This is a genomic window from Kitasatospora saccharophila, assembly GCF_039529925.1.
GTDB lineage: Bacteria > Actinomycetota > Actinomycetes > Streptomycetales > Streptomycetaceae > Kitasatospora > Kitasatospora saccharophila.
Map to the genome: position 1 here is coordinate 44,935 of NZ_BAAANS010000034.1, position 16,010 is coordinate 60,944.

Genomic DNA, 16,010 nt, shown 5'->3' on the forward strand with positions numbered 1-16,010 from the left:
TCCCTCTCCAGTTATCGTCAGTGCGACGAAAAGAAAGGGAACCGACTCCCATGGCCGACATCACCCGCCGCTTCGGCTTCCGCCACCTGCGCTCCGCCCCCACCAGCCACATCCGCCACCTGCGGGGCGGCCAACTCGCCCACGAGGGCACCGGCCTGGCCTTCTGGTTCCGGCCGCTCACCGCCGCGATCTCCGAAGTCCCGGCCGATGACCGCGAGTTGGCAATGATGTTCCACGCCCGCACCGCGGACTTCCAGGACCTCGCGGTCCAGGCCACCGTGACCTACCGGATCAGCGACCCGACCACCGCCGCCACCCGCCTCGACTTCGGCATCGACCCGGACACCGGCAGCTGGCGCGCCGAACCGCTCGCCCAGCTCGGCACCCTGCTGACCGAGACCGCCCAGCAGCACGCGCTCCAGCTGATCGCCCGCACCCCGCTCGCCGACACCCTGGTCGACGGCGTGACGGCCGTCCGGGCCCGGATCGCCGAGGGCCTGGCCGCCGAACCCCGGCTGGCCGAGATCGGGTTGTCGGTGCTCGCGGTGCGCGTCACCGCCGTCCGGCCGGAGGCCGAGATGGAGCGGGCCCTGCGCACCCCGGCCCGCGAGCAGGTCCAGCAGGAGGCCGACCGGGCCACCTACGAGCGCCGTGCCGTCGCGGTCGAGCGGGAGCGCACGATCGCCGAGAACGAACTCGCCAGTCAGATCGAACTGGCCCGCCGTGAGGAGGAGTTGGTCGAGCAGCAGGGCGCCAACGCCCGGCGCGAGGCAGAGCAGAAGGCCGCCGCGGACGCGGTCCGCACCGACGCGGAGGCGGCCCGCCGCACCCGGATGGCGGTCGCCGAGGCCGAGGCCGCGGGCACGCTGGCCGCCCAACAGGCGGATTCGACACGGGCGTTGGGCGAGGCGAAGGCCGCCGCGGAGGCCGCCTGGCTGGCCGCGCACCAGCAGGCGGGCCCCGAGGTGCTGCGGGCGCTGGCGATGATCCGACTGGCCGAGCACCTGCCCCGGATCGACAGCATCACCCTCACCCCGGACGTCCTGACCGGCCTGCTGAGCCGCCTCGGCACGCCCAACGCCCCTGAGGGGAACGGGCGGTGAGCCTCGCCCCGCGGGTGGTACTGGTCCACCGGCGCACCGAGTACGAGGAGCTGATCGCCCGGCACGGCACCCGCGGCCAGGCCGAGTTCTTCCTCTCCCGGCGCGGCCGTTCGCTGGCCGAGGCCGAGCGGCGCCACCACCTGACCCGCGGCGCGCTGGCCGAGGTGTCGGCCGCGGTGCCGCTGGACTGGCGCCAGGCCCGGGTGGAGCGCTCCGACCTGGACCGCTTCCTGTTCGGCCCGGAGGACGTGGTCGTGGTGGTCGGCCAGGACGGCCTGGTGGCCAACGCCGCGAAGTACCTGGCGGGGCAGCCGGTGGTCGGCATCGACGCCGAGCCGGGCCGCAACGCGGGCGTGCTGGTCCGGCACCGGGCCGAGCAGGCGAAGGCGCTGCTGCGGGCGGCCGTCCTGCCGGGCGCGGAGCGGCGCCTGGAGCTGCGCACGATGGTGGAGGCGGTCGCGGACGACACCCAGCGGCTGCTCGCGCTGAACGAGGTCTACCTCGGCCAGCCGGGCCACCAGACCGCCCGCTACCGGTTGGCCGCGCCGGGCGGCGCCGCCGAGTCGCAGGCGTCCTCGGGGGTGCTGGTCGGCACCGGCACCGGCGCCACCGGCTGGTGCCGCTCGGCCTGGCTGGAGCGCTCCAGCCGGCTGGACCTGCCCGCGCCGACCGCCCCGCGGCTGTCCTGGTTCGTCCGCGAGGCGTGGCCGTCCCCGGTGACCGGCACCTCCCGCGTGGAGGGTCTGCTGGACGCCGAGCAGCACCTCGCGCTGACCGTCGAGTCCGAACTGCTGGTCGCCTTCGGTGACGGCATCGAGTCGGACGCCCTGCAGCTCACCTGGGGCCAGACCGTCCGGATCGGCCCGGCCGCGCAGCGCCTGCACCTGCTGGTCTGACCGCCCCGCCGCCACGAGATCACGCGCCGCCGCCCCCGGCCCGCCTACGATGGAACGACGCCCACCCAACGACGCCGACGGGAAGAAGGCCCGGCCATGACCCGACGTTTCGCACTCACGTTCCCCGGGGAGACCGGCGGTCACGCCGAACAGGACGTGGTGGTGGTCGAGGCCACCGGCGCCCGCGGCCCGGGCGGTCACCCGGTGTACGCGGACCCGTCCGGCATCGTGCAGGCCGAGATCAGCGATCAGGGCGAGGTCCGGATGCTGGCCAGCGGCGGCCACCAGACCCCGAACACCCCGCTGCACGCCGAACCCCTGCCCTGACCACCACCGCCCCCGGCCCCGCCCCCCTCCCGCCCCGGAACACGGAGAGCGCCCACCGGCCACCGCCGGTGAGCGCTCCGTGCCGCGACCCGTCGCGGTTCCTACCAGCGCGAGTGCACCTGGGCCCGCAGCCGCCGGTCGTACAGGTCCCGGACGGCCCGCAGGGTCGACTCCGGCAGCGGCGGCAGCGCCATCGTCTCCGCGTTCTTGCGGGCCTGCTCGGGCGTGCGGGCGCCGGGGATGACGGAGCTGACGCCGGGCTGCTGGACGATCCAGCGCAGCGCGGTCTGCGCGGAGGTGGCGCCGGGCGGGGCGAACCGGGCGAACTCGTCGGCGGCCTCGACGCCGGTCTCGAAGTCGATGCCGGAGAAGGTCTCGCCCTGGTCGAACGCGGAGCCGTCCCGGTTGTAGGTGCGGTGGTCGTCCGCGCCGAACAGGGTGTCCTTGGTGTACTTGCCGGACAGCAGGCCGGAGGCCAGCGGCACCCGGGCGATGATGCCGACGCCCGCCTTCTCGGCGGCGGGCAGCACCTCGTCGAGCGGCTTGAGCCGGAACGGGTTGAGGATGATCTGCACGCTGGCGACGCCGGGCCGGGCGATCGCGGTCAGCGCCTCCGCACAGGTCTCCACGCTGACGCCGTACGCGGCGATGACGTCCTCGGCGACCAGGGTGTCGAGCGCGTCGAACACCTCGTCGTCGGAGTAGACGGCGGTGGGCGGGCAGTGCAGCTGCACCAGGTCGAGCCGCTCGACGCCCAGGTTGCGGCGCGAACGGTCGGTCCACGCGCGGAAGTTGGCGAGGTTGTAGTTCTCCGGCAGCTGCGGCAGCCGCCGACCGAGCTTGGTGGCGACCGTCAACTCACCGGCGTCGCCGCCCCTTCCGCGCCCCTTCAGGAAACGGCCGATCAACTGCTCGCTGCGGCCGTCGCCGTAGACGTCCGCGGTGTCGAAGAAGGTCACCCCGGCGTCCGCCGCGGCCTCCAGCACCGCGAGCGCGTCGTCCTCCAGCACCACGCCCCAGTCCGCGCCGAGCTGCCACGTTCCGAGACCGATCACCGAGACCGGGCGTCCGGTCCTGCCAAGTACACGCTGTTCCATGCGCCGAGCCTGCCACAGTCCGGCGCGCCGTTCGAACGCCGACACTCCCCGGGCCCGGGCGAACGGCAGCCGGGCGACCAGGCAGCCAGGCAGCAGCAACGACGGCACCGACGGCGGGGACGGCGCGGGCCGCCCCGCTGCCCGGAGGCGTCGGGGCGGCCCGGGCCGCGACCTGAGCGGACGTCAGACGTTGACGCCGTAGTCGAGCGCGATGCCGCGCAGGCCGGAGGCGTAGCCCTGGCCGATCGCGCGGAACTTCCACTCGCTGCCGTAGCGGTACAGCTCGCCGAAGACCATGGCGGTCTCGGTGGAGGCGTCCTCGGAGAGGTCGTAGCGGGCGACCTCGCTGCCGTCGGCCTCGTTGAGGACCCGGATGAACGCGTTGCGGACCTGGCCGAAGCTCTGGTGCCGGTTCTCCGCGTCGTAGATGGAGACCGGGAAGACCACCTTGGCGACCTGCGGCGGAACGGCCGTCAGGTCGACCTTGATCTGCTCGTCGTCACCGTCGCCGCCACCGGTCAGGTTGTCGCCGCTGTGCTCGACCGAGCCCTCGGGGCTGCGCAGGTTGTTGTAGAAGACGAAGTGCTGGTCGCTGAGCACCCGGCCGGCCTCGCTGCAGAGCAGCGCGCTGGCGTCCAGGTCGAAGTCAGCGCCGGTGGTGGCCCGGACGTCCCAGCCCAGGCCGACGATGACGTTGGTGAGCCCCGGGGCCTCCTTCGTCAGCGAGACGTTTCCGCCCTTGGCGAGCGAGACTCCCATGTGTGCCCTCCTGTGGTTTCCCCGTACCGGGCCCGGCAGTTCGGCCGGTTCGGCGCGGCGGCCGTCGCCCGGCCCCTCGATCGGTCCCGGGCCCGAGCTGAATCTACAGCACTGTAGATCAGGACGGAATCCGCCTCCGCACCCCCGACTCCACCGGTCGTCCTTCCCCCGGGAGCAGCCCCTTACCCCGCCCGGAAGCGCCCGCCACCCCGCCGCGCCGGACCGGCTTCCGCCGCGCGGCCGCCGCACCGGGCATACCCTGGCCGAGGAGGTGCCACGATGAGCGACGACACGACGATCCCCGGTATCGACCCCGCCGTCCCGCCGAGCGGGGACGGCTGCGTGGAGTGCCTGGCGGGCGAGGGCCAGGGCTGGTGGTTCCACCTGCGCCGGTGCACCGCCTGCGGGCACATCGGATGCTGCGACTCCTCCCCGTCCCAGCACGCCACCGCGCACGCCCGGTCGGCCGGGCACCCGTTCCTCACCAGCTTCGAACCCGGCGAGGACTGGTTCTGGAACATCGAGACCGAGCAGTTCTACGAGGGCCCGCCGCTGACCGGCCCGACTGCCCACCCCGTCACCCAGCCCGCCCCGGGCCCGGCCGGGCACGTCCCGGTCGACTGGCAGCAGCGCCTGCGCTGACCGCCCCCGCAGGGTCAGTGGCGGCCGCCGACCGCGAACAGCAGGATCACGAACCCGGCGAACAGGTGCGTCCCGGCGATGTAGATCAGCGCCCGGACCAGCATCTGCTTGCGGCGCGAACTCTCCTCGCGCACCCCGTCGCCGACCACCGGCACCTGCCCGACCGCCGGCACCGGCCCGGCCACCGGCGCCTGCCCGACCGCCGCCGCTTCCCCGCCCACCGCTTCGCCGGTCACGGCCGTCCTCCTGTCCGCTGCTGCCCTGCTGCCGCTCTGCCGCACCGCCGGGTCGTGCACCGCCCGGAACACTTGCAGGGTACCGATCGCGCGCCCGTGGCGGAGATCACGCTGCGCCACGGGGCACCTACGGTGGCGTAAGTCACTTCACAAGGTAAAACATCTCCTGCATGGCCGACTATCAGGAGACCCTCGACCTCAGTTCCTACGCGGCCCTCGGTGACAGCTTCACCGAGGGCCTCAACGACCCCGGGCCCGACGGCCAGTTCGCCGGCTGGGCCGACCGCCTGGCCGGGATGCTGGCCGCGCGCCGGGCGGAGCACGACTTCCGGTACGCCAACCTGGCCGTCCGCGGCCGACTGCTGGACCAGGTCGTCGCCGAGCAGGTCCCCCGGGTGCGCGCGCTGCGGCCCGACCTGGTGACCCTGTGCGCGGGCGGCAACGACATCCTGCGCCCCGGCAGCGACCCGGACCTGATCGCCGAGCACTTCGAGGCGGCCGTCCTGGAGCTGCGCGAGAGCGCCGGAACGGTGCTGATCTGCACCGGCTTCGACACCCGCAACGTCCCGGTGCTGCGCCACCTGCGCGGCAAGATCGCCACGTACAACGCGCACCTGCGGGCGATCGCCGACCGCAACGGGCTGGCGGTCGCCGACCTGTGGTCGCTGCGCGCGGTGCACGACCGGCGGGCCTGGTCCGAGGACCGGCTGCACCTGTCGCCGGAGGGCCACCAGCGGGTGGCGCTGTTGGCGGCGCGCTCGCTCGGCCTGCCGGTGGACGCGGACCCGGAGGCCGCCTGGCCGCCCGTGCCCGCCCTCACGGCGGCCGACCAGCGCCGGGAGAACCTGCAGTGGGCGCGCACCTTCCTGCTGCCCTGGGTGGGGCGCCGGCTGCGCGGCGAGTCCTCCGGCGACCACGTGGAGGCCAAGCGCCCGGAGCTGCTCCCGCTCTGAGCCCCGCCCCCGGGAGCACAGCACTGCGGGCCGCTCCACCCCCATGTGGACGCGGCCCGCAGACCCCAACCGAGACCCCTGCCTCGCCCTATTCGACGACCAGCTCCACCGGAACGTTCCCGGCGGTGGCCCTGGAGTAGGGGCAGACCTGGTGGGCCTGCTTGACCAGCAGCTCACCGGCCTCGCCGGCCAGCGACTCCGGCAGCTCGACCCGCAGGACGACGGAGAGGCCGAAGCCGCCCTCGTCCTTGCCGATGGTGACCTCGGCGGTCACCGAGACGTCCGAGACGTCCACCTTCTGCTGCCGGGAGACCACGCCCAGCGCGCTGGCGAAGCAGGCCGCGTACCCGGCCGCGAACAGCTGCTCGGGGTTGGTGCCCTCGCCGTCGCCGCCCAGCGCGGGCGGCGGGGAGAGCTTGAGGTCGAGCCGGCCGTCCGAGCTGACGGCCCGGCCCTCCCGGCCGTTGGCGGTGGCGACTGCGGTGTAGAGCGGGTTCATCGCGGTGTTCTCCTCACGTCCTGCTGCCTGGTCCGTTTCCGGCCGTCCGTCGGCGCCGGGGCCCGGTTTCCCGTCGGCGGTGCGCCTCCGTACGGTTCCGGGCCCCGGGGCCGCCTCGTCCTGCCCATAACTACAGCACACAATTCAATTGCGCACAACTGAATGGGCCGCTTGCTACCCTGGGGCCATGACCTGGCACGGCGAGACCCCCCGCACCCCCGGCGGCGAGGACGCGGACCTGCTCCTGCTCGACCAGCAGATCTGCTTCTCGCTGAACGCCGCCTCCCGCGCGTTCGGCGGCGTCTACCGCACCGCGCTCAAGGAGCTCGGCCTCACCTACCCGCAGTACCTGGTGATGCTGGTGCTCTGGGAGGACGGGGCACTGCCGGTCAAGCAGCTCGGCGAGCGCCTGCGGCTGGACTCCGGCACCCTCTCCCCGCTTCTCAAGCGGCTGGAGGCGGCCGGCCTGGTGGTGCGCGAGCGCAGCCCGGAGGACGAGCGCTCGGTGATCGTCAGCACCACCCCGGCCGGGCGCGAACTGCGCGAGGGCGCGCTGAGCGTCCCGCGCCGGATCCTGGCCGCCGCCGGACTGCCGCTGGACGACCTGCGCGCCCTGCGCGAGCTGCTCGGCCGCGTCACGGCCAACCTGGACGCCGCCACCGGGGCCTGACGACCCCCGGCCGCAGCGCCGCACCCCCGCGCCGCCGCGCTACGACTCGTAGCGCTCGACCTCGTCCACGCTGCGCACGCTCGCCCCGTCGGGGTCGTCGCCCGCGCGGACCCGGGCGCGGCGCTGGCGCAGCAGGTCCCAGCACTGGTCGAGCTGCTCCTCGATGTCCTTGAGCTCGCGGTGCTCGGTGGACTCGTCGATGCGGCCCTCGGCGAGGGCGGCGCGCAGGCCGCGCTCGGCCTCGACCATCTCGCTGATCCGCTCCAGGATGCGGCGGTCGGTGCCGCCGGTGCCGCTCTGCTCACTCATCGGGGTCTCCTCGCGGTCGTCTGCCACCCACTCTAGGAAGGCCCGGTGGCGGCCGCGAGCCGGGCGGCACCGGGGTGCCGCGCCGAACGGGGGAGCGTAATTGACAGTGCGTCAGGGGAAGGACAGGATCACTTGTTGAAAACGACTTCCACTACCACTAGACCGGAAGGTCCGATCCGCCATGTCGCTGGACGTCTCCCCCACCCTGCTGGCCCTGGCCGAGCGCGACGAGGTCGCCGACGCCGACTTCCTCGCCACCGTCCGCACCTCACTGCCCTACGCCTACCGACTGGTCAACGACCTGACGGCCGAACTCGCGGTCACCGACGCCGAGTTCGCCGACAACACGGTGGCGCCGAGCGAGGCCGAGCGGGCGCAGCTGCTCCGGGCGCTGGCCAGCGACTCGATCCGCGGCGCCCTGGAGCGGCACTTCTCGGTGAAGCTGGCCTTCCAGAACTGCCACCGGCTGGCGGCCTTCCACCCGCACGCCGAACACACCGACGCCTACCGGAAGTTCACCTCGCCCCGGGCCCAACTGCTGAACCAGTCGCCGGAACTGCGCGACTGCTGAGGCCGGACGGACCCCGCCGGACGGACCCCGCCGGTCGGCCCCTACCGGTCGGGCCCGGCCGCACGACCCCGGAAGCCGCCGGGCCGGGCGACGCGCACCCGCGTGTCACCCGGCCCGGCACCCGTCGGTCCCCATCCGCGGACCCGCGGGGGCTCACCCGCCGACCGCCTCCCGGGGGAGCCCGGAGCGCTCGACCGCCGAACCCTCCACCGGCGCGGGGGCGGCGGGGCGCCGGGTCGGGACGAGCAGCGCGGCCAGCGCGGCGGCCAGGCAGAACGCGGCCAGCAGGGCGAAGCCGTGGGTGTAGCCGGACTCGGCGGGGCGCCCGTCGGCCTGCAGGTGGCCGGTGACCAGGCCGGTCATCAGCGCGGCGCCCATCGAGCCGCCGATGGTGCGGATGTTGGCGTTCATGCCGGTGGCGGCGCCGGTCTGGGCGGCGGGGACGGCCTGCACGATGAGGTTGCTCATCGAGGCGAAGGCCAGTCCGATGCCGAGGCCGAACACGCCCGCGGCGATCGCGACGTCCGCGGGGGTGCCGTGCCGGGCGGCGAGCAGCGCGCAGGCGACGGCGCCGAGCAGGGCGCCGGCGACCAGCTGGGCCTTGGCGGGGAAGCGCCCGGCCAGGCGGCCGCCGAGCACGCCGGCCACGAACATGGCGGCGACCATCGGCAGCATCAGCAGGCCGGCGCCGGTGACGCTGGAGCCGAAGCCGTAGCCGGCGCTGGAGGGCATCTGCACGAAGCCGGGCAGGAAGGCCCAGACCGCGTACATGCCGCCGCCGAACAGCAGGGCCGCGGTGTTGGTGGTCCACACGGCGGGCAGCCGCATCACCCGCAGGTCGATCAGCGGGTTGCGGGAGCGGGACTCGTTGAACGCCCAGGCGGCGAACAGCACGACGGCGACGGCGAGCAGGCCGAGCACCTTGGTCGAGGCCCAGCCCCACTGGGATGCCTGGCTGACCGGCAGCAGCAGCGCGACCAGCCAGCCGGAGAGCAGCACGGAGGAGAACCAGTCGACGCTGCCCTCGCTGCGGCTGGGCGACTCGGGGACGTAGCGGTGGGCGAGCAGGACGGTGCCGGCGACCACGATGACGGGCAGCCAGAACAGCCAGCGGTAGTTGAAGGCGCCGACGATCGGGCCGGCCAGGACCATGCCCAGGCCGCTGCCGACGGCGATCACCGCGGACATGTTGCTGATGCCGCCGGAGACCCGCGCGGGCGGGAACTCGTCGCGGATGATGCCGAAGGAGAGCGGGAACAGCGCGCCGGCGATGCCCTGGATCACCCGGGCGACGATCAGCACCGTGATGTTCGGCGCGAGCGCGGCGACCAGGCAGCCGACCAGCAGCGCGACCAGGGCGGCGACCAGGGTGCGCTTCTTGCCGACCAGGTCGCCGACCCGGCCGAGGATCGGGGTGAAGACCGAGGCGGAGAGCAGGTACGCGGTCATCACCCAGGTGACGGTGGACTGCGTGGTGTGCATCTCCTCCTGGACGATCGGGAGGGCGGGCGTGATCAGCGACTGCAGCAGCGCGTACACGCCGGCGCCGACGGCGAGCACGCCGAAGGTCAGGCGGGGGGATTGGCGGTTCATCGAACCCTCTCGGGACTCGGGGCGGGCGCGCGGTGAACGGGGCGCGCGCCACGGCAGGAGAACGGGCGCCGGTCGAACCCGGCCCGGACGGCGCGTCGGCGCCGCCGGGCCGTGACGGCCGGGCGCGGATCTGGTGGTGCGGTGCGCGAGTGCGGTGCGCGTGGTGGCCGTACGGTCACCCGGCGTCGTCGGGCGGGCGGAGGGTACGGCGGAACGGCCGGTCCGCCGGTACGCGACGGGCCGAAGTCGGGGCCCCGGTGCTAAAGTCGAGGCGTGCCTCCAGATTAGCGGAGGCGCACCTCCGGTTCAATCCGGTTTCCGGATTCCCCGGGCCGCCGTCGAACGGCGCCCGGACAAGCACCGCCGAACAGCACCCCGGCCGTCCGCGCACCACCCCCGCCCGCCCGTCCGGAAACGTCGAGAACGAGGTCCCCGTGCCGGATCAGATCGTGGTGAGCGAGTTCCTCGCCGCCCAGCGCCCGCGCCGCGCGGACGCCGCCCGCAACTTCGACGCGCTGCTCGTCGCCGCCCGCGAGGCCTTCGCCGAGCACGGCTCCGAAGCCTCCCTGGAGGACATCGCCCGGCGGGCCGGCGTCGGCATCGGCACCCTCTACCGGAACTTCCCCACCCGCCGGCACCTGTTCGAGGCGGTCTACGCCTCCGAGGTCGAGGACCTCGACCGGATCGCCCAGCGGGTCGCCGACCTGCCGCCGTGGGAGGCGCTGACCACCTGGCTGCGCCGGTTCGTCGAGTACGCGGTGACCAAGCGGGCGATCCGGGAGGCGCTGGCCGGCGAGGAGTCGGAGGTCTTCCACGCCTGCCGGCAGTCGATGTACGCCGGGGGCACCCCCCTGGTCCTGCGCGCCCAGGCGGCCGGCGAGGTGCGTCCCGACATGGACATCGACGACCTGCTGCGGATGGTCTCCGGCATCACCTCGGTGGCGTTCCCCGAGGAGGGGCAGCGCGATCACGTCCTGGCCATCGCCCTGGACGGGGTGCGCGCCCGCCGCTGAGGGCCCGGCCTAGCGGCCCAGCGGGTGCGCGGGGTCGCGGCCGACCAGGCCCAGCAGCCGGGTCGCGGCGTCCGCGTCGGCCGGGACGGGCACCGCCTCGGCGAACAGCCCGGAGGCGGCCAACCCGTCGGCCTGCGGGGCGAGTTCGGCGAGCGCGAACTCGGCGGCGGCCGGGTCGATCGTGGCGTCGGCGCCGATCCCCTGGGCCAGGTCCCAGCCGTGCACGACCGCGTCCACGGTCATCTCGCGGGCGTACCCGGCGGCCCGCCGCGCGCCGTACGACAGGTGCACGGTGCGCTCCAGCGCGCCCGGCGCGGCGAACGCGGCCCGGGCCGCGTCGGCGGCGGCCGTCCAGGCGGCGACCGGGTCGTCGCCCAGCGCGTCGCCGTCGAAGCGGTCGCCGACCTCGGCGACGGTGGCCCCGGAGAGCAGCGCGGGCACCCAGAGCTGCTCGGAGGTCAGGTGGCCGACCAGCTGGCGCACCGTCCAGTCCGTGCACGGGGTGGGCGCCCGCCAGCCGTCGTCGGGCACGGACCGGACCAGCGCGCCGAAGCGCTCCAGCGCCCGGGCGTGCAGCGCGAGCAGGGCCGGTCCGTCGAGGTGTGCTGCCATGGGGTACACGCTCGCCCGCCCGGGGCCGGGCGGGCAAGCCGACACCCCGTGCCGCGTCCGGCGGTTACTCGACCGGGGCCTTCTCGCGCAGCAGCTTGACGAACGCCCGCATCCAGGACGGGTGGTCCGGCCAGGCCCGGGCCGAGACCACGACGCCGTCCACCACCGCGTCCCCGTCCACGAAGTCCGCGCCGCCCGCCGCCACGTCCGGCTCCAGCGCCGGGTACGCGGCGGTGCGCCGCCCGGCCAGCGAGCCGGTCCGCAGGGTGATCAGCGGGCCGTGGCAGATCTGCGCGAGCGGCTTGTCCTCCTCGACGAACGCGGCGACGATCCGCTGCACCTGCGGGTCGTTGCGCAGGTACTCGGGAGCCCGGCCGCCGGGCAGCACCAGCGCGACGTACTGCGCCGGGTCGACGTCCTCGAACGCCAGGTCGGCGGGCCAGGTGTACCCGGCCTTCTCGGTGTACGTGTCGTACCCCGGGACGAAGTCGTGCACCACGAACTGCAGGGTCTTCTTGGTCGGCGCGGCGATGTCGACCTCGTAGCCCTCCTCCAGCAGCCGCTGGTACGGGTAGAACACCTCCAGCGACTCCGCCGCGTCACCGGTGATGATCAGGATCTTCGCTGCCATCCGGGGATTCCGTCCCTTCTTCGTGCCTGGCACCGCCCGGCCCCCGCGGGGTCGGGCGCAGCCCACCCTGCCCGCTGACGCCGCGTCAATCAAGGGGCGCGCACGGCGCGCCGCGGCCCGGGGGCGCGCGCCCCCCGACCGCCCCCTGGACCGCCCCTCGACCGCTCCGCCGTCCGCCGCCGCCGTCCGCCCGGCCGGGGGTACTCCGGGGGCGACCCGCCCGGGGCCCGCCTAGCGTGCTGGCAGGGTCCGCCCCTTCTCCGGGTCCGTCGACAGGGAGGCCGTCATGCAGCACTCGCACCTCGTGGACTCCGCCACCGTCGCCAACCTGCGCGACCTCGGCGGCATCGACCTGCCCGGCGGGAACCGGGTGCGGCCCGGACTGGCGCTGCGCTCCGGCCAGTTGGACCGGCTCGACCCGGCCGGCGACCCGATGTTCGGCGCGCTGGGCGTGCGCACCGTCGTCGACCTGCGCACCGCCGCCGAGCGCGCCGCCTTCCCCGACCGCGTCCCCGGCGGGGCGCACCTGCTGGTCGCGGACGTGCTCGCGGACGAGTCGGGCAGCGGCGCGACGGCCGCGCTGGCGGCGGCCCTCGCCGATCCGTCCGGCGCCAACCGGGCCCTGGGCGGCGGCCGGGCCGCGGGCGCCCTGCGCGAGGACTACCGGGCGTTCGTGACCTCGCCGTCCGCCCGGCAGGCGTACAAGCAGCTGCTCACCGCGCTCGCCCACCGGGGCGGCGGCCCGGTGCTCTTCCACTGCACCGCGGGCAAGGACCGCACCGGCTGGGGCGCGACCCTGCTCCTGCTGCTGCTCGGTGCGGACGAGCGGACCGTCCGCACCGAGTACCTGTCCGTCGACCCGGCGGTCCGCGCGCACTACGCCCCGCTGGTGGAGCGCTTCCTCGCGGCGGGCGGCGACCCGGAGGTCGCGGACGCCGTGTTCTCGGTCCGCGCCGAGTACCTGGACGCCGCGCTCGACGTCCTCACCGGGCACTGGGGCGACGCCGAGAGCTACGCCCGGGCCGGGCTCGGCCTGAAGGACGACACCCTGGAGAGCCTGCGCGAGCGCCTGGTCGAGACGGCCTGAGCGCCGCCCGTCAGCCCGCCGCCCCCGCGGCTCCCACGCACGCCTCGTTGCCCTCCGGGTCGGCCAGCACCCAGTGATTCGGGGCGTGCTCGTCCGTCACCAGGCGGCCGCCCGCGGCGATCGCGGCCGCGATCCGCCGCTCGGCGAGGTCGTGCGGCACCCAGACGTCCACGTGCACCCGGTTGCGCTGCGGGCGGGGCCCGTCCATCTGCTGGAAGTAGAACGGCGCGCCGCGGCGGACCGGGTCGAGCAGGTCCTCCGGGCTGCCGGAGCGGTCCCGGTAGCCGAGCAGCGCCCGCCAGAACGCGACCACGGCGGGCACGTCCAGCGCGTCGACGGTGACCTGGACGGTCTGCACGCCGCCCGGGTCGGCGACCGCCCCGAGCTCCCGGGCGACGCCGGACACCAACCGGGCCAGCTCCACGTGCCGCCCGGTCAGCCCGTAGTACTCCGCCCCCGCCTCGATCAGCCGGACGGTCACGCCCTCCGGCCGCAGGTCCACGTCCGCCTCCCCGACGCCCGCCAGCGCCTCCCCGATCGCCCCGACCAGCCGCGCCCCCGCCCCGAACGACTCCGTCCGGAAGAACGCGCACGCCCCCTCCCCCAGCACCCGCCAGTCCTCGGTCCCACCCGCCGCGTGGAACGCCAACGGCCTGATCCGCGTCTCTTCCTGCACATCAGTCATCCGCGCAGGCTACCGACCCGCACTGACAACACGTCACCACCCCCCGCCCGCCCCCGCAGGCACTCCCCTACCGCGCCCCCGCCCACGCCAGCAGGTGGTCCACCGACCAGGCCGTGATGATCCGCTCCGCATCCACCCCCACCCCCACCGCCCGCTCGCAACCGTCGATCTGCCAGTCCAGCTCGCACCACCTCCCCTCCCCCCTCAAGCCCGCCGCAGGCGCTCCCCCTACCGCGCCCCCGCCCACGCCAGCAGGTGGTCCACCGACCAGGCCGTGATGATCCGCTCCGCATCCACCCCCACCCCCACCGCCCGCTCGCAACCGTCGATCTGCCAGTCCAGCTCGCCCGGGGCGTGCGCGTCCGTGTCGATCGCGAACAGGCAGCCGAGGTCGGCGGCGAGGGCGAGCAGGTCGTCGGGCGGGTCCTGGCGGTCGGGGCGGCAGTTGATCTCGACGGCGGTGTCGTGCTCCCGGCAGGCGGTGAAGACGGCCTCGGCGTCGAACGCGGAGGGCGGGCGGGGCCGCTCGCCGAGCTTGCGGCCGGTGCAGTGGCCGAGGACGTCGACCAGCGGGTTGCGGACGGCGGCGAGCAGGCGGCGCGTCATCGCGTCGGGTTCCGCCCGCAGCTCGGAGTGGACGGAGGCGACCACCACGTCCAGCCGGCCGAGCAACTCCTCGTCCTGGTCGAGCGTGCCGTCGGGGAGGACGTCGCACTCGATGCCGGTGAGCAGCCGGAACGGGGCGGTGCGGGCGTTGAGTTCCTCGATCAGGTCGAGCTGTTCGCGCAGCCGGTCCGCGCTGAGGCCGCAGGCGACGGTGAGGCGGGGCGAGTGGTCGGTGAGGACGGCCCAGTGGTGGCCGAGGGTGCGGGCGGTGCGGGCCATCCGTTCGATCGGGGCGGTGCCGTCGGACCAGTCGGAGTGCAGGTGGCAGTCGCCCTGGAGCTTCTCGCGCAGCCGGAGCGCGGCGGTGGACGGGGCGGGTCCGGCGGCGGCGCGAGCCTCGGTGTCCAGCAGGTACTGGGGGGTGCGGCCGACCGAGGCGTCGGCGATCACCCGGGCGGTGACGGGGCCGACGCCGGGGAGGCGCTCGGCCTGGGCGGCGTCGATCGGTTCGGGGGGCAGCGCGGCGGCGGCGACGGCGGCGGTGCGGAACGCCCCGACCCGGTGCGGGGAGGCGAGTTCGCGTTCCAGCAGGAAGGCGATGCGTTCCAGGGCGGTGACCGGGTCCATGCGGCCAGTCTGCGCGGGGCCGGGCGGCGCCGCACGCGGGCGGGTCCGCCGCGGCCGATCGGCCCGGACCCCTTGTTGACACTCTGTCTCATTGGTTTACTCGTCCCGGAGCCCCCGTCGCACCCCCACCCTCCGGAGCCCGCCCGTGCCCGACACCACCGTCCCGCCGCAGCACCCCGCCCCGCCGCGGACCCCCGCCCGGCAGCGCAACGCCGACCGCGAACGCAACGCCGCCCGCCTGCTGCGCGCCTCCGCCCGGCACTCGTACGACCCGCTGACCGAGATCGACTGGTCCGCCCCCGTCGACCCGGACCACTACGCGCTGCCCGCGCACCGCGTCGCGCTGTACGGCACCCCGCTGTGGGAGCGGCTGGACGAGCGGGCCCGGGCCCGGCTGAGCGTGCACCAGTTCGCGTCCACCACGGCCGCCGGGATCTGGTTCGAGCTGGTGCTGATGGAGGGTCTGATCCGGCACGTCTACGCGGGCGACCTGACCACCGGGCACGCCCAGTACGCACTGACCGAGGTCGCCGACGAGTGTCGGCACTCCACCATGTTCGCCCGCTACATCACCGCCACCGGCTACCCCTCGGCCCGGCCGACCCGACGGGCGGACCGGCTGGGCAAGCTGCACTTCCTGCTCAACGACACCACCATGACCTTCGCCGGGGCGATCTTCGTCGAGGAGTTCACCGACGCGATGCAGCGCGAGATGGTCCGCGACGAGTCGCTGCAGCCGCTGGCCCGCGCGGTGGCCCGGATCCACGTGGTCGAGGAGGCCCGGCACATCGGCTACGCCAAGCCCGAACTGGAGCGCCGCTGGGCCGCGATGACGCCCGCCCGGCGGGCGGTGTTCCGGCGGGCGCTGGCCCTGCTGGCCCGGCAGGCGGTGGCCGAGATCGTGCACCCGCGGGTGTACGCGCTGGCCGGGCTGGACCCGGCCGAGGCCCGCCGCGCCGCCGGGGCCAACCCGCACTGGCGGCAGGCCCGGATCGACTGGGCCCGCAAGGCGCTGGAGTTCTTCACCGAGCTGGGCGTCCTCACCCCGGCCACCGCCCGCTCCTGGCGGCGCGCCGCGCTGCTGCCCTGACCCG

Annotated in this window: 20 protein-coding genes; 10 read left to right on the forward strand and 10 right to left on the reverse strand. The window is 74.9% G+C overall.

Annotation, left to right across the window (positions count from 1 at the left end; all coding sequences use genetic code 11):
• Window positions 1-50 precede the first annotated feature (50 nt).
• The 3 genes from ABD345_RS23860 to ABD345_RS23870 all read left to right on the forward strand — a co-directional run bounded on the left by ABD345_RS23860 (window position 51) and on the right by ABD345_RS23870 (window position 2,326).
• Window positions 51-1,103: an SPFH domain-containing protein gene (locus tag ABD345_RS23860; RefSeq protein ID WP_344554634.1), complete on the forward strand. Its 1,053-nt coding sequence runs from the start codon at window positions 51-53 to the stop codon at window positions 1,101-1,103.
• Entirely contained in the window at window positions 1,100-1,999 is a 900-nt protein-coding gene (locus tag ABD345_RS23865; RefSeq protein ID WP_344554635.1) for an NAD(+)/NADH kinase, read from the forward strand. The genes ABD345_RS23860 and ABD345_RS23865 overlap by 4 nt, the downstream gene beginning before the upstream one ends.
• Before the next feature lie 96 nt (window positions 2,000-2,095).
• Window positions 2,096-2,326, forward strand: coding sequence for a DUF6296 family protein (locus tag ABD345_RS23870; protein ID WP_344554636.1), 231 nt, complete (start codon window positions 2,096-2,098; stop codon window positions 2,324-2,326).
• Window positions 2,327-2,427: 101 nt separating this feature from the next.
• Here the strand turns inward: ABD345_RS23870 and ABD345_RS23875 are convergent, their stop codons facing one another.
• Both ABD345_RS23875 and ABD345_RS23880 read right to left on the reverse strand, forming a co-directional pair.
• Window positions 2,428-3,423: an aldo/keto reductase gene (locus ABD345_RS23875; protein WP_344554637.1), complete on the reverse strand. Its 996-nt coding sequence runs from the start codon at window positions 3,421-3,423 to the stop codon at window positions 2,428-2,430.
• 183 nt (window positions 3,424-3,606) lie between these two features.
• Window positions 3,607-4,182 (reverse strand): TerD family protein, encoded by a 576-nt coding sequence (locus ABD345_RS23880; RefSeq protein ID WP_123564260.1) that lies wholly within the window; start codon window positions 4,180-4,182, stop codon window positions 3,607-3,609.
• A 279-nt stretch (window positions 4,183-4,461) separates the two neighbouring features.
• On the opposite strand from ABD345_RS23880, the gene ABD345_RS23885 reads away from it, so the two are divergent.
• Window positions 4,462-4,824, forward strand: a complete 363-nt coding sequence (locus ABD345_RS23885) for a UBP-type zinc finger domain-containing protein (protein WP_344554638.1) — start codon at window positions 4,462-4,464, stop codon at window positions 4,822-4,824.
• Window positions 4,825-4,838: 14 nt separating this feature from the next.
• Here the strand turns inward: ABD345_RS23885 and ABD345_RS23890 are convergent, their stop codons facing one another.
• Window positions 4,839-5,060, reverse strand: coding sequence for a DUF6126 family protein (locus ABD345_RS23890; RefSeq protein ID WP_344554639.1), 222 nt, complete (start codon window positions 5,058-5,060; stop codon window positions 4,839-4,841).
• 170 nt (window positions 5,061-5,230) lie between these two features.
• Between ABD345_RS23890 and ABD345_RS23895 the strand changes: the two genes are divergently transcribed.
• A complete protein-coding gene (locus ABD345_RS23895) occupies window positions 5,231-6,013 on the forward strand; it encodes an SGNH/GDSL hydrolase family protein (RefSeq protein ID WP_344554640.1) in 783 nt (260 codons plus the stop codon).
• A gap of 88 nt (window positions 6,014-6,101) precedes the next feature.
• Here the strand turns inward: ABD345_RS23895 and ABD345_RS23900 are convergent, their stop codons facing one another.
• Window positions 6,102-6,512, reverse strand: coding sequence for an organic hydroperoxide resistance protein (locus ABD345_RS23900; protein ID WP_344554641.1), 411 nt, complete (start codon window positions 6,510-6,512; stop codon window positions 6,102-6,104).
• Between the two features lie 187 nt (window positions 6,513-6,699).
• Between ABD345_RS23900 and ABD345_RS23905 the strand changes: the two genes are divergently transcribed.
• Complete coding sequence (locus ABD345_RS23905) at window positions 6,700-7,182, forward strand: MarR family winged helix-turn-helix transcriptional regulator (RefSeq protein WP_344554642.1); 483 nt, start codon at window positions 6,700-6,702, stop codon at window positions 7,180-7,182.
• 39 nt (window positions 7,183-7,221) lie between these two features.
• Here ABD345_RS23905 and ABD345_RS23910 read toward each other — a convergent pair whose 3' ends face one another.
• A complete protein-coding gene (locus ABD345_RS23910; protein ID WP_344554643.1) occupies window positions 7,222-7,491 on the reverse strand; it encodes a DUF2630 family protein in 270 nt (89 codons plus the stop codon).
• Window positions 7,492-7,672: 181 nt separating this feature from the next.
• Here ABD345_RS23910 and ABD345_RS23915 point away from each other — a divergent pair, with 181 nt between their 5' ends.
• A complete protein-coding gene (locus ABD345_RS23915) occupies window positions 7,673-8,062 on the forward strand; it encodes an SCO5389 family protein (RefSeq protein ID WP_344554644.1) in 390 nt (129 codons plus the stop codon).
• Window positions 8,063-8,215: 153 nt separating this feature from the next.
• Here ABD345_RS23915 and ABD345_RS23920 read toward each other — a convergent pair whose 3' ends face one another.
• Window positions 8,216-9,655 (reverse strand): MFS transporter, encoded by a 1,440-nt coding sequence (locus ABD345_RS23920; RefSeq protein WP_344554645.1) that lies wholly within the window; start codon window positions 9,653-9,655, stop codon window positions 8,216-8,218.
• 434 nt (window positions 9,656-10,089) lie between these two features.
• On the opposite strand from ABD345_RS23920, the gene ABD345_RS23925 reads away from it, so the two are divergent.
• Window positions 10,090-10,668 (forward strand): TetR/AcrR family transcriptional regulator, encoded by a 579-nt coding sequence (locus tag ABD345_RS23925; protein WP_344554646.1) that lies wholly within the window; start codon window positions 10,090-10,092, stop codon window positions 10,666-10,668.
• A 9-nt stretch (window positions 10,669-10,677) separates the two neighbouring features.
• On the opposite strand, the gene ABD345_RS23930 is transcribed toward ABD345_RS23925, so the two are convergent.
• Both ABD345_RS23930 and ABD345_RS23935 read right to left on the reverse strand, forming a co-directional pair.
• Window positions 10,678-11,280: a TIGR03086 family metal-binding protein gene (locus tag ABD345_RS23930; protein ID WP_344554647.1), complete on the reverse strand. Its 603-nt coding sequence runs from the start codon at window positions 11,278-11,280 to the stop codon at window positions 10,678-10,680.
• A gap of 64 nt (window positions 11,281-11,344) precedes the next feature.
• Window positions 11,345-11,911, reverse strand: a complete 567-nt coding sequence (locus ABD345_RS23935) for a DJ-1/PfpI family protein (RefSeq protein ID WP_344554648.1) — start codon at window positions 11,909-11,911, stop codon at window positions 11,345-11,347.
• Between the two features lie 286 nt (window positions 11,912-12,197).
• Here ABD345_RS23935 and ABD345_RS23940 point away from each other — a divergent pair, with 286 nt between their 5' ends.
• Window positions 12,198-12,998 (forward strand): tyrosine-protein phosphatase, encoded by an 801-nt coding sequence (locus ABD345_RS23940; RefSeq protein WP_344554649.1) that lies wholly within the window; start codon window positions 12,198-12,200, stop codon window positions 12,996-12,998.
• 10 nt (window positions 12,999-13,008) lie between these two features.
• Here the strand turns inward: ABD345_RS23940 and ABD345_RS23945 are convergent, their stop codons facing one another.
• Window positions 13,009-13,683, reverse strand: coding sequence for a VOC family protein (locus tag ABD345_RS23945; protein WP_344554650.1), 675 nt, complete (start codon window positions 13,681-13,683; stop codon window positions 13,009-13,011).
• A 228-nt stretch (window positions 13,684-13,911) separates the two neighbouring features.
• On the reverse strand, window positions 13,912-14,916 hold the full coding sequence (locus ABD345_RS23950; protein ID WP_344554651.1) for a PHP domain-containing protein: 1,005 nt from the start codon (window positions 14,914-14,916) through the stop codon (window positions 13,912-13,914).
• A 145-nt stretch (window positions 14,917-15,061) separates the two neighbouring features.
• Here ABD345_RS23950 and ABD345_RS23955 point away from each other — a divergent pair, with 145 nt between their 5' ends.
• On the forward strand, window positions 15,062-16,006 hold the full coding sequence (locus tag ABD345_RS23955) for an AurF N-oxygenase family protein (RefSeq protein ID WP_344554652.1): 945 nt from the start codon (window positions 15,062-15,064) through the stop codon (window positions 16,004-16,006).
• Window positions 16,007-16,010: the final 4 nt, after the last annotated feature.

Excerpts from the sequence above, each read along its gene's own strand:
- ABD345_RS23860 (WP_344554634.1), top strand. The coding sequence starts at position 51 with ATGGCCGACATCACCCGCCGCTTCGGCTTCCGCCACCTGCGCTCCGCC.
- ABD345_RS23870 (WP_344554636.1), top strand. The coding sequence starts at position 2,096 with ATGACCCGACGTTTCGCACTCACGTTCCCCGGGGAGACCGGCGGTCAC.
- ABD345_RS23875 (WP_344554637.1), bottom strand. The coding sequence starts at position 3,423 with ATGGAACAGCGTGTACTTGGCAGGACCGGACGCCCGGTCTCGGTGATC.
- ABD345_RS23880 (WP_123564260.1), bottom strand. The coding sequence starts at position 4,182 with ATGGGAGTCTCGCTCGCCAAGGGCGGAAACGTCTCGCTGACGAAGGAG.
- ABD345_RS23885 (WP_344554638.1), top strand. The coding sequence starts at position 4,462 with ATGAGCGACGACACGACGATCCCCGGTATCGACCCCGCCGTCCCGCCG.
- ABD345_RS23895 (WP_344554640.1), top strand. The coding sequence starts at position 5,231 with ATGGCCGACTATCAGGAGACCCTCGACCTCAGTTCCTACGCGGCCCTC.
- ABD345_RS23900 (WP_344554641.1), bottom strand. The coding sequence starts at position 6,512 with ATGAACCCGCTCTACACCGCAGTCGCCACCGCCAACGGCCGGGAGGGC.
- ABD345_RS23905 (WP_344554642.1), top strand. The coding sequence starts at position 6,700 with ATGACCTGGCACGGCGAGACCCCCCGCACCCCCGGCGGCGAGGACGCG.
- ABD345_RS23910 (WP_344554643.1), bottom strand. The coding sequence starts at position 7,491 with ATGAGTGAGCAGAGCGGCACCGGCGGCACCGACCGCCGCATCCTGGAG.
- ABD345_RS23915 (WP_344554644.1), top strand. The coding sequence starts at position 7,673 with ATGTCGCTGGACGTCTCCCCCACCCTGCTGGCCCTGGCCGAGCGCGAC.
- ABD345_RS23920 (WP_344554645.1), bottom strand. The coding sequence starts at position 9,655 with ATGAACCGCCAATCCCCCCGCCTGACCTTCGGCGTGCTCGCCGTCGGC.
- ABD345_RS23930 (WP_344554647.1), bottom strand. The coding sequence starts at position 11,280 with ATGGCAGCACACCTCGACGGACCGGCCCTGCTCGCGCTGCACGCCCGG.
- ABD345_RS23935 (WP_344554648.1), bottom strand. The coding sequence starts at position 11,911 with ATGGCAGCGAAGATCCTGATCATCACCGGTGACGCGGCGGAGTCGCTG.
- ABD345_RS23940 (WP_344554649.1), top strand. The coding sequence starts at position 12,198 with ATGCAGCACTCGCACCTCGTGGACTCCGCCACCGTCGCCAACCTGCGC.
- ABD345_RS23945 (WP_344554650.1), bottom strand. The coding sequence starts at position 13,683 with ATGACTGATGTGCAGGAAGAGACGCGGATCAGGCCGTTGGCGTTCCAC.
- ABD345_RS23950 (WP_344554651.1), bottom strand. The coding sequence starts at position 14,916 with ATGGACCCGGTCACCGCCCTGGAACGCATCGCCTTCCTGCTGGAACGC.